The following is an 11,854-nucleotide window of genomic DNA, read 5'->3' on the forward strand; positions in this document are numbered from 1 at the left end:
CCCCAGATCCGGGTTCTGTCCTCACAAAGAGAAGTGGCACAGTACAAGTATCGATTGTTTGCCGCCACGCTTAACCATTAACAATCGAATGATGACAACCTACGCCCAGTAACGAATGAATCAGAACTAGTAATCTTCGCAGCAACACTAGTTCAACCATCCCAGTACCTTAACTGCCACTAGATCAAGCAAAAACCCGATGTTGCAGCGACGGCATTTGCGCCCGCGCCCGCGCCAACCGCGTCGGACTGATTTCCGCGATCGCCACCCCAGGCAGATCCCCAGCATCAGCCAGAATCACCCCCCAAGGGCCGATAATCATCGCATGTCCGTGAGTTTGCCGCATCGCATAGTGAGTGCCAGTTTGGGCAGGCGCAATTACGTAACAAGTATTTTCGATCGCCCGTGCTTGGAGCAACACCTGCCAGTGATCTTTACCCGTGTAAGCGGTAAAAGCTGCCGGTACGAACAACACATCCGCCCCTAATTTCGATAGATGGCGGTATAACTCTGGAAACCGGACATCATAGCAGACAGATAAACCAATCCCACCTAATTGCTCGGAATGATACACATCTGGCAACTTCATCCCCGCCATCACCGTACTGGACTCGCGATAGGTATTGCCATCGGGGAGATCGACATCAAACAAATGTGCCTTTTCATATCTGCTGAGTTCTTCACCGTTAGGGCCGACTAGCAACGCCGTATTATAAACCTTGCCCTGAGTCCCGACAGGAACGGGGAAGCCACCACCGACGAGCGTCACTTGAAACTTTTGGGCAGTGGTTTTGAGAAACTTCTCGGTTTGAGTCGCAATCGCTTCAGCTTGCTCGATCTTTTCTTCTTCTGTACCCAAGAACGCAAAGTTTTCGGGCAGACTGACTAACTCGGCACCTCGCCGAACGGCTAATTCGATTAATTCTTCAGCAGCAGCCAGATTTTTGGTTAGATCCGGTAGGCTGGTCATCTGCACAGCAGCAGCGAGGTAGGATTTCATGAGTGCGACAACGTGGTGAGGTAAATTGTAATAAAGCTGGGTAAATTGACTAGTCACCGCATGACTAGCCATCGATCCTAAATGATTTTGGCAAATTTGAGGCCAAAAAATAGACCCATCGCAATGCCAAACATTACACCGATAAACCCGAGATAGACGATCGCGCCAGACATAGCTCTAAAACTCCACAAATAATAACTAACTATTCAAGTACCATTAAATCACTGACTGGAGCCTAGCGGCTAGAGATCGACTCTATCTGTTAAACAACTCAACAACAACGATCGGTTCGGATCGTGGTCTTGATGGATCTACAATTTAAACTACGGGCGAGCAGTTGGCCAGATTTAATTTGCCGCACGCCAGTAGCGATCGCATTCGATCGCTTTTTAGCCCCGATTTGACATCCCCGTTCTCGATCGCTTGCAACCCTGCGGATTAGCTGATGAGAGCGGCAGCGAATTCAGGTCAAGCGTTTTTGCTCGCTCAACCCTCTCCTGGGGAGACGCTGCGCGAACGGCAAAGCCGAAAAGCCCGATCGTCAGTCGTAATTTTAAACTTTCAACTTTCAACTCTCCACCCTACCGTTCATAGAAGTAATGATTCAAGTTAATTTAGGCGTAGATGGCGAACGTAGTTATGAAATCTCGATCGAGAGTGGCAATCTCGATCGCTTGGGTGTAGAGTTACGTCGCGTCCAGTCTGAGCAGGCGGCACAAAATAGCGATCGATCCAAGCTCGGCGAGAAGGTGACAATCGTTTCTAATCCCACCGTATTTGGGCTATATGGCGAACGCGCGCGCGCCGCACTCGCTGGTGCCCAGTTTGAGGTTTCCTATTGCGAATTACCCGATGGCGAGGAATATAAAACCCTCAGATCGATCGAGAAAATCTACGACCATGCTCTCGCAAATGGCCTAGAACGCTCCTCAACGCTGGTAGCTCTGGGCGGTGGGGTGATCGGAGATATGACGGGTTTTGCAGCCGCTACTTGGCTGCGGGGGATGAACGTGGTGCAAGTACCGACGACCTTGTTAGCGATGGTCGATTCGTCGATCGGGGGGAAAACTGGCGTCAATCATCCTCGGGGGAAAAATCTGATTGGAGCCTTTCACCAGCCGCGCTTGGTGCTGGCCGATCCCCAAGTTTTAGCGACGCTCCCCGCTCGGGAATTTCGCGCAGGGATGGCGGAAGTCATCAAGTATGGAATTATCGGCGATCCAGAGTTATTTGAATTGCTGGAACAGTCTTCCAGCCTCAAACAGGACGAAATCGATCCCGAACTACTGGCCACTATTCTGATCCGGTCTGCACGGGCGAAGGCTGATGTAGTGAGCAAAGACGAGCATGAAACAAAAGGATTGCGCGCAACTCTCAACTACGGACATACGATCGGTCATGCGATCGAAAGTGTGACTGGCTACAAAGTCGTCAATCATGGCGAAGCTGTCGCCCTCGGGACGCTCGCCGCTGGCGAACTGGCAGTGCAACTCAAGCTATGGTCGGCAACGGATGCTCGCCGTCAGCAGGCCGTCTTGCAAAAAGCCGGTTTAGCAGTTGCCGCATTACCGATCGCCATCGCAGCAGATAATATCGATCGGATCGTCGCGGCACTTAAATCCGATAAAAAAGTCCAAGCTGGTAAAGGCGTATTTATTCTCCCGATCCAAATCGGGGCCACCAAAACGATCGAATATCAGCCATCCGACTCAACTCAAACATTAGTCTCAGATCCGCTAATTAAGCAAGTTTTAACCGCTATGTTGCCGATTCAAAGTATTTAGATTCCAGTTATTCTAATTAAAACTACGATAACCGATCGCGATTGGGTTGTTACTGCGTTTACTCATCCCCACCGTATACCGAATTCACCTCATTCATCTTGAACTATCTCACCCGATTTACTCATCTTTCGGCACAGTTGCCCGACCAGTTGCGCTCTGGATGGCGATGGTTGCCAGGGCCAATTGCCGCCGCGATCGCGATCGGCTTGGTGCAACTCGGTGCGACCGCACCGATGGAAGATTTTGCTTACAATCGGTTGACCCAATTGCGCGGCCAAAGAGCGTGGGACGATCGGGTAGTGGTGGTAGAAATCGATGATGCGAGTATTGCCAAATATCGAGATTTACCAAACAATCGATCGTACTATGCCAAGTTAGTAAAAATCCTGACTAAATATAATGCTAGTACGATCGCCTTCGAGCAGATCTTCAGCGATCGTACCCCCGAAGATGATGAATTAGTTGCGGCAATCAATCAGCATAAAGCGGTCGTGCTCGCTCAAAGTTGGGATGGACGCAATACGCCGATCTTGCCGACGCGCAGATTGAAAGCAGCCGCCCAAGCTGTCGGTCATATCGATAAAATCAAAAGTCACGACGGCACGATTCGTCAGATTCAATCTTATAAAAATCGGGTTTATTCACTCGCGTGGATGGCTGTCGAAGGTCATAATCTCAGCAATACTCCAGAAATCCAACGTCCGGCAAATGAGGGTAATTTCTGGATTAATTGGCCGGGGAAAGTTGCCAAGGTCAACCACTATTCGTTGAGTTCGATTCTCGAACCTCAAGACGAACGCACTAAGCAACAACTTGAAAAAGGATTTAATAACAAAATTGTTTTAGTCGGGGTGGCGGGGAATAGTGCCCATCGCATCGATACCCCCTTCGATCGAGCCGAAGGCGCGGCCAGTATTTATCTCCATGCCGCGATCGTCGATAATCTCCTCCAACATGCCCAGTTACAACTGGTGCCCTGGGAATGGATCCTAATATGCCTCTTCGGCCTCAGTCCGTTCTTGAGCGATCGCTTGAGCCGGCTTACTCACGGCCAACGCTTGCTGGCCGTAGTTGGCTTGAGTGGCGGTTGGCTGGCGATCGTCACTGTAGCGTTAGCGAATAATTATTTGCTGCCAGTGACCGCCCCCATTACCCTGGCAGTATTGACCAGCTTGGGCGTCGCTTACTGCGAACGCCAATACACCGACTTTTTGGTCAAGCGCGAAATCGACAGGCTGTGGCAAACCCATCAAATCAATCTCGTCGCCCATACGCCCCGCGCTGGCGACCGACCTACATTACCGCCGATTCCGGTCGGCAAAGTAGCGAAATTAGCCACCCTAGCTGCCGAATTAGGCCGCGCCCAATCTGCCCAAACCGCGATCGCCCACAGCTTATCGATGGGACTACTCGCCACCGAATTGGATGGCACGGTCTGGTTTTGTAATTCGGTCGCGTCCCAGCTTTTGAGTATTAATATCGGTGATAAGATTCAGCACTGCTTGGTGCCCCAATGGTTGACAGCGACAGAATGGGAAGAACATCTCGCCGATTTGCACACTTACCAAAGTTTGCCAGCTAAGGAAGTCCGGTACAAAGATAAGTTTTTTACACTCAAAATCGAAGCTTTGTTCAACTGGCAAGAAATTCAACGCGATATCATCGATGGTAAGAAGATCGAAGATATTGCTGTCGTTTCGGGCTTTTTGTTGGCGATCGAAGATATTACGACATCAAAGCAACTTCAATCATTATTGATCGAGCGCGAACGCCACAGTCGCCAAGAATTAACCAAAGAAAATATCGCTCTGGAAAAAGCTCGCCAGTTAGCTGAATCTGCCGGTAAAATGAAGAGCGCGTTCTTGGCAAATATGAGCCATGAAATTCGGACGCCGATGAATGGCATTATTAGCTTCACCGAGTTATTACTAGATACCAGACTCAATGAAGAACAGCGCAGTTTTGTCGAAACCATCCGGTGTAGCTCGGATAATTTACTAAATATTATCAACGAGATTCTCGATTTCTCTAAAATCGAAGCTGGCGAACTCCATCTCGAAGAAATCGATTTCAATCTTACCGATACCGTCGAACAAACGATCGATGTTTTAGCCAATAATGCTTATTCTAAAGGCATCGAATTGAGCTGTCGGATCGAACCTACCATCCCCGCTCGTTTACAGGGCGACCCCACGCGCTTGGGGCAAATTTTGACCAACTTAATCGGTAATGCGATCAAATTTACCGATCGCGGCGGCGTCTCGATCGATGTCAGCGCGATCGCTACTACCTCCCGGCAAACGACCCTCTACTTCCAGGTTCAAGACACGGGGATCGGCATCGATACCGACAGTCAAGATAAAATCTTTCAATCCTTTTCGCAAGCTGACTCCTCTACCACGCGGCAGTATGGGGGCACGGGCTTAGGATTAGCCATTTCCAAGCGGTTGATCGAGATGATGGGTGGCGAGATTGGCGTAATTAGTGCCCCTGGGGCGGGGTCGATCTTTTGGTTTACCTTAACCTGTACCCGCGCGATCCTGACCCCAGAGATGAACGCCGAACTGAGCCAGAGTCGCCACCTCGCCCAAACGCTTCATGGTCAACGCTTACTGATTGCTGGCAAGTGGGATCACAGTCGCCATGCGATCGCCTCAGCGGCGGAACATTATGGCGCGATCGTCACTACTACCACCACCAGCACTGCAGCCATGAATCTACTGCTAGCTGCCACTGCTGTCGGGCAACCATTTGCCAGCCTTATTACCGATCTCTGCTTCGCCGACGCGCCCAATACGACACTACCAGAACAGATCGGTCACTATCCCGAACTCGCAAATCTGCGGATCGTCACGACCATCGGGTTCAATGAATACGATCGCGCCCAACTGCTCCAACAACGATCGGAGATCGCCAGCTATGCCTTCAAACCCGCCAAGCCGCTAGCCTTGCTCAATCGCTGTGTCGAACAAAATGTCCTTACACCAGCACCCGATTTCCCCTCCTTTGAAGCGATCTCCGATCCCAAGCCGCCCCAAATCCAACCAGCAGCAGCCATTCCTAGCTCCAAGCTCCGCATCCTCGTCGCTGAAGATAATAAAGTCAACCAAAAAGTTGCCCTCAATCAACTCAAAAACTTGGGCTATGCCGCCGATCTGGCGTGCGACGGTGAAGAAGTCCTCGCCAAAATTGCCGATCGCGATTATGACGTCATTCTGATGGATTGTCACATGCCGCGACTCGATGGCTACGCCGCCACTAGAGAAATCCGGCTCCGCGAGGGCAAACTGCGCCATACGGCGATCGTCGCCCTCACTGCCAGTGCCATGAAAGAAGACCGCGAATTAGCGATGTTGGCTGGGATGGATGACTTCCTCTCCAAACCCGTCCGCAAAGACGAACTATCGGCCAAAATCATCCGCTGGACGCAGGAAATTGCTACCGCCACTACTGAAGGAGATCGTGAAGAAATAGCGGCTCCTATCGATTCAAACAGTCTATATGAGTATGAAGAATCATCCCGCTCACCTAGTGGTTCATTGACATCATAAGCATCCGCTGCATCTGTCGCGATCGCCACAACCAATCGTGTTAATGATAACAGCGTAACTCTTGGTATTGGGCTGGATCGATCGCCATAAATTAAATCTATTAAATGTTAAAGTACGAGTAAACATTCATTCCTAGTTCATGCGTCGCGATTCGATTTTTTACCAGTTATTTCGTCAGTACCCTGCTTTGTTATTTGAGCTATTACCTCAACTTCCAGATCGGGCTAACGAGTACATTTTTGAATCGATTGAGGTTAAGGAAACGGCTTTTAGAATTGATGGAGTATTTATTCCGCCAGATCCATCAGGAATAATTTATATATGTGAGGTGCAGTTTCAACTGGATGAATTGCTATATGAACGGATGATGAGTGAGATTTCTATTTATACTTATCGTAATCGCGAACGATTTGCTAATTGGCAAGCTGTGGTAATTTATCCAACTCGAACCGTGGAGCAATCTCGCACTGAAATGGTACAGGAGTTGCTAGATACCGGACGGATTAGACGGATTTATTTGGATGAGTTAGGTAAAGTAGAGGAGCTACCAACTGGTTTGGGTTTGATGGTACTGACTACACTAGAAGGCGATGACGCCACAACTCAAGCTAGAGGCTTAATCGATCGTTCGCTAGAAAGAGCGGATATAATGAACCTGATATCAACGATTATGGTTTACAAGTTCAGCAACTTGAGTAGAGATGAGGTGGATGCGATGTTAGGGATTGAGTTACAACAGACGCGAGTTTATCAGGAAGCTAAGGCTGAGGGTCTAGAAATTGGACGACAGCAGGAAAAAGCATTAGTAATCAAGCAACTAAATCGGAAGTTAGGGAATCTCTCGCCACAAGTTCAGGCAAGAGTTTTAGCTTTAGAGATAGATCGCATCGAATCTTTAGGTGAAGCTCTATTAGACTTTACATCTGGTGCCGATTTAGAAGCCTGGTTGAGTCAGAATTGAATATCGATCTTTGCTAAATAGCTATCGATCGAAATGACTCTAAATTTACATCGACCCCGCTCATCGCAACAACCGCAAACCACTTAAAGTTACCAATACCGTCGATCCTTCGTGCCCGAATACGCCCAAGGGCATATTAATACCGCCCATAAAATTGCCGATTAATAACAGCAAAATAAAAGATAAAGCAAAGGCAATATTTTGTTTGATAATTCGTTGCGTCCGGCGGCCTAACTCGATCGCGCGTGCCAGTTTATCGAGCGAATCAGTCATCAAGACGATATCTGCCGTATCCAGTGCCACATCGCTCCCGACTCCACCCATCGCAATCCCCACATTCGCGGTAGCAAGCGCGGGAGCATCATTAATCCCATCGCCCACCATCGCCACCGCTCGATATTCTGCTTGTAATCTTTTAACGATATTTACCTTATCTTCAGGTAATAAATCTGCATATACCTCAGTTATACCTAACTCTTGGGCGATCGCCTGCGCACTCTCAATCCGATCGCCAGTCAGCATAACTTGGGCGATACCCATCTGCTGTAACTGTTGAATTAAGGCTAAGGCTTCGGGTCGGACTGTATCCGCCAGCGCGATCGCACCGCACAATTCCTCACCACAAGCTACCCAGACGATCGTCTTACCAGTGGCTGCTAGGGCGTCGATTAAGGCGTGACGATCGGCAATCTTGGCTCTGATGACCTCGGACATCAATTGCGTCTTCCCGACCGCGATCGACTGCCCCCAGAGCGTGCCAGTTATCCCCAACCCAGGACTAGCCATCATCTCCGTCGCCGGATCGAAGGCTAGATTTTGAATTTGAGTGGCCGTGACGATCGCCCGCCCGATCGGATGTTCAGAGCCACTTTCGACTGCTGCTGCCAGTTGCAGGATTTCCTCAGTAGCGGTACGCTCGATCGGGATAATCTCGACAACTGCCAATTTACCCATCGTCAGCGTGCCCGTCTTATCAAACGCCACCGCCTGAACTTGACCGATCGCTTCGAGCGTATTCCCACCTTTAAATAAAATCCCCTGACGGGCACCATTGGCAATACCCGACAGTAGCGTCGGCATAATCGCCGCCATCAACGCACAAGGTGACGCTACCACCAAAAAAATCAGCGCGCGATAGATCGTCGTTTCCCAAGTCCAGTGCCACAAAAATGGTGGCAACGTCGCCAACAATAGCCCCGCAATGACAATAACCTTGGCGTAACCCCGCTCGAATTTTTCGATAAAAGCTTGAGATGCAGGAGTCGCAGTTTGGGCTTGCTGGACTAGGGTAATAATCCGCTGAATCAAACTGCTGGCAGGCGGTTGATGGACTTGTAATTTCAAAGCACCATTGCCATTAATCGTGCCACCAAATACCTCATCGCCGATCGTCGTTGCCACCGGAATCGATTCACCCGTAATTGCAGATCGATCGATGCTACTAATTCCCTCAATGACGATCGCATCCGTCGGAATCAATTCCCCAGGTTTCACTAGTAAAATATCCCCAACTTGCAACCTGTCGATCGGTGTTTCCCGTTCGATTCCCGACACGATCGCACGAGCCAAATCCGGCGTCAGACTCATCAGACTGCGAATACTCCGCTCCGTCCGCGCCATCGCATACCCTTCGAGCGCACCGCTAATCGCAAAAATTAAAATCAACACCGCACCATCGACAATTAGCCCGTATTCCTGCTGCCACCAGCCCAGTCCCGCCGCACCCAGAGCCGCGACGATCATCAGCAAATCGACATCTAATTCCCGTTCTGCCCACAGCGTCGTCAACCCCTCGATCGCGCTGCCATAGCCGCCGACTAGATATGCCAATAGCAATAACACCAAGCCCACCACCTGCAAACTCGCGCCAGTGGCGGTAAATTGCAAGACTAACCAGCCGCAGAGCAGCAACACCGCACAACCTGCGGCAGCGACAGTTTCACGATGATGTTTGAGCAGATATGCGAGGGATAATGGCGATGTTCGCAGCATAAGCGGTGGCGCGGATATTTAGGTGCATGAATATCTAGGTTATCAGCAACCAGAACGATTCTTCACTACGACCGCTCGTGAAAATTGCCATGTTTCATGCTATGATAGAAAGCGATTCGGCTCCACGCGGTCGTAACGCCCAAACCTTGTCAGGACTGGAAGGTAGCAGCAACATGGGATGCTTATAACAGGCGTGGTCTCCGGGTCATAAAATTTTTAGACACGACGAAAATTGCCGCCCGACACTACAATATCGGCAAACCGTACCATTAGACCATAGCCACTAGGCGATTCGAGCGGTTATCTTAGTAAGCATAGATAGCTCGAACACTTCTCACCTTATCACTCAAAATTTAATTATGGCTGGTCTAGGCGATATCGTTCAAAAAGCATTTTACCTGGGGGTAGGACTGGCGACTGCGGCTGGAGAACAAGCTGGCGAGAAGCTGTCCTCGATCGGCGTCCAAGCCCAGAAGCTTACCGATGAAATGGTAGCCAAAGGTGAAATTACCACCGAAGAAGCGCGCAAGTTGGTTGATGAGATGATTAAATCCGCCCAACAACAGAATTTAAACCAAGCGCAAACGCCGACCAGCGATCGACCGCAGAAAACCAACGAGCCGCGCCGGATCGAGATCGTGACTGACAGCGAACCAGCAGCTACATCAACCGAATCACCCGAACATATCAGTCAGATGCGCAAGCAGGTAGAAGCCTTGCAAGAAGAACTCAAGCGCATGAAAAATTCCTAAATAAGCCAAGTTGCTGCCGATAGGATGCTGCTACATCCCTGACTTCTTCGAGAAGTCGGGGATGTGTTTTAACAAACTTGGTAACTGCTAAAAACTCATCCAGACCGCCAAGCGATCGACTATCAATTATCAATTAATCCTTACCCCCGCCGATAAACATCGAGATCCCGACCAAAACTAAACCCGATCGAATGTCGCAAGCTCCGATTGCCCCAACGTAGAAACACGCCAATCGCACCCATCGCCATCACCGTCCCGATCGTAAAAATGCCCGCATAGCCGACACTACCCGCGATCGATCCAAATACAGGTGCGGCGATCGCAATGCCCAAATCCAATCCCGTAATGCAGATCGACAACACTCGCCCTCGGTGTTGGGGTAAAGATCGATCGGATACCAGCGCAACAGTCATCGGGATGAGTATCCCACTGCCCAAGCCCTCGAAGATCGCGGCAAACATAAAACTCCACTGACTATGCGCCGTCGCCAAACAAGCAACTCCCGCTGTATAGCAACAGAGACTACCAGCGATAAAGACCCCGCGTCCGTAACGATCGGATCTGCTGCCGATTACCGATCTGGCACTAAAACTGGCGATCGCCGCGATCGTGTAAAATAAGCCGGGATTGAAATCGACGTGCAGCGTCTGGATGTATAACGGCAAGAAAGTATGAATCGCCCCAAACGGAAACCCAATCAGCAACAATACTAATGCCGGAATTGCTAATGCCGGATTAGTCAAAATTTGCCATGTCGAAATGTGCGCTGGCTCATCGCGATCTAGCTCGATTTCTGGCTTATTGTGACGCAACTGCGTCGCCACCGCAAACGAGATCGCCCCACTAATAACCGAAATCCAAAAGATCTCTCGATATAAGCCATGCACCTGTAAATAACCCCCAATCGCGGGGCCTAATGCCACACCGACGGGGTTTGTCAAGCTCATCAAGCCGATGATTTCACCGCGTTGTTTGGGGGGAGCCAAATCTACAACCAAGGCACTGTAAGCCGTGGTAAACGCCGCAATACTAATCCCGTGAAATGCCCGAATCGCCATCAATAATGGCGTCTCCGTCACGGTTAGATAACCCAATGGCGCGATCGCTACTACCGCTGTCCCGATTAATAAGACTAATTTGCGCCCTTTATTATCGACTAATTTACCCACCAGCGGACGGGTGGCCAGTAAACCGATCGCAAAGGCACCGATAATTAACCCAATCTGTTGTTGACTAATCCCGATCGCATCTAAATATGCCGGTAGTGTCGGTAATAAAATCGCAATACTTATCCAAAATAATAAGCCCGTGACAAATAGCACGAGCAAGCTGCGCCGCTGTGGCGGTGCGAGCTGTTTTAAGGTATTCATTCCGCAGCAGCATCTTGGGATGGGTAGTTTGGCAATCTATGACGATCGTCACTGCCCACCTTACACGACGATCGACATGTTTAGCCTAATCGACAGCCGCCATTTTCACAAATGCCAGCAATATTGAGATCGCGATCTGGCTGATATATTTAATTCGATATCGATCGACTATGATTCGACATATTGCAACAATACATCGGCGGGGATACCCAAATGATGATGGAGCGCGCGAATCATTTCCAGGGTTAATGGTTGACGTTGAGCCATAACTTCTGTTACCAAATGTTCGCTCCCAAAAATCGGCACGAGATCTCGTTCGGATCGATCTAACTGTTCTAATCGAAATTGGATTGCCGCGATCGGATTTGGCAATCCGATGGGAAAATATTTGTCTTCATATAGTTCGATGAGAGTTGCCAATACCTCCAATTCGTCAGCCTCTGG

The 11,854-nt window shown here is 49.7% G+C and carries 9 protein-coding genes and 1 other RNA gene; 5 read left to right on the forward strand and 5 right to left on the reverse strand.

The genetic code is table 11. The features are described 5' to 3' along the window. Positions 1-184: 184 nt before the first annotated feature. Both RMO84_RS17095 and RMO84_RS17100 read right to left on the reverse strand, forming a co-directional pair. Positions 185-1,000: a carbon-nitrogen hydrolase family protein gene (locus RMO84_RS17095; RefSeq protein ID WP_310489648.1), complete on the reverse strand. Its 816-nt coding sequence runs from the start codon at positions 998-1,000 to the stop codon at positions 185-187. Positions 1,001-1,077: 77 nt separating this feature from the next. Beyond that, positions 1,078-1,173 carry a cytochrome b6-f complex subunit PetL gene (locus tag RMO84_RS17100; protein ID WP_310489640.1) on the reverse strand — a complete coding sequence of 32 codons (96 nt, stop codon included), beginning with the start codon at positions 1,171-1,173 and terminating at the stop codon, positions 1,078-1,080. A gap of 417 nt (positions 1,174-1,590) precedes the next feature. Here RMO84_RS17100 and aroB point away from each other — a divergent pair, with 417 nt between their 5' ends. From aroB to RMO84_RS17115, 3 genes are all read left to right on the forward strand, one after another. Further along, positions 1,591-2,784, forward strand: a complete 1,194-nt coding sequence (aroB, locus tag RMO84_RS17105) for a 3-dehydroquinate synthase (RefSeq protein WP_396135888.1) — start codon at positions 1,591-1,593, stop codon at positions 2,782-2,784. A 98-nt stretch (positions 2,785-2,882) separates the two neighbouring features. Next, positions 2,883-6,335, forward strand: coding sequence for a CHASE2 domain-containing protein (locus RMO84_RS17110; RefSeq protein ID WP_310489642.1), 3,453 nt, complete (start codon positions 2,883-2,885; stop codon positions 6,333-6,335). A gap of 139 nt (positions 6,336-6,474) precedes the next feature. Further along, entirely contained in the window at positions 6,475-7,296 is an 822-nt protein-coding gene (locus tag RMO84_RS17115) for an Rpn family recombination-promoting nuclease/putative transposase (protein ID WP_310489643.1), read from the forward strand. A 60-nt stretch (positions 7,297-7,356) separates the two neighbouring features. On the opposite strand, the gene RMO84_RS17120 is transcribed toward RMO84_RS17115, so the two are convergent. Then, entirely contained in the window at positions 7,357-9,288 is a 1,932-nt protein-coding gene (locus RMO84_RS17120; protein ID WP_310489644.1) for a heavy metal translocating P-type ATPase, read from the reverse strand. 113 nt (positions 9,289-9,401) lie between these two features. Between RMO84_RS17120 and ffs the strand changes: the two genes are divergently transcribed. Further along, positions 9,402-9,498: signal recognition particle sRNA small type (gene ffs, locus RMO84_RS17125), an RNA gene on the forward strand. A 149-nt stretch (positions 9,499-9,647) separates the two neighbouring features. Next, positions 9,648-10,040 carry a hypothetical protein gene (locus RMO84_RS17130; RefSeq protein WP_310489645.1) on the forward strand — a complete coding sequence of 131 codons (393 nt, stop codon included), beginning with the start codon at positions 9,648-9,650 and terminating at the stop codon, positions 10,038-10,040. A 140-nt stretch (positions 10,041-10,180) separates the two neighbouring features. On the opposite strand, the gene RMO84_RS17135 is transcribed toward RMO84_RS17130, so the two are convergent. Beyond that, on the reverse strand, positions 10,181-11,410 hold the full coding sequence (locus RMO84_RS17135; protein ID WP_310489646.1) for an MFS transporter: 1,230 nt from the start codon (positions 11,408-11,410) through the stop codon (positions 10,181-10,183). Between the two features lie 168 nt (positions 11,411-11,578). Next, positions 11,579-11,854 (reverse strand): transcriptional regulator (locus tag RMO84_RS17140; RefSeq protein WP_310489647.1); only part of this gene is annotated, 276 nt, incomplete at its 5' end.

This window comes from Chamaesiphon sp. VAR_69_metabat_338, from assembly GCF_031423935.1.
Classification (GTDB): Bacteria; Cyanobacteriota; Cyanobacteriia; order Cyanobacteriales; family Chamaesiphonaceae; genus Chamaesiphon.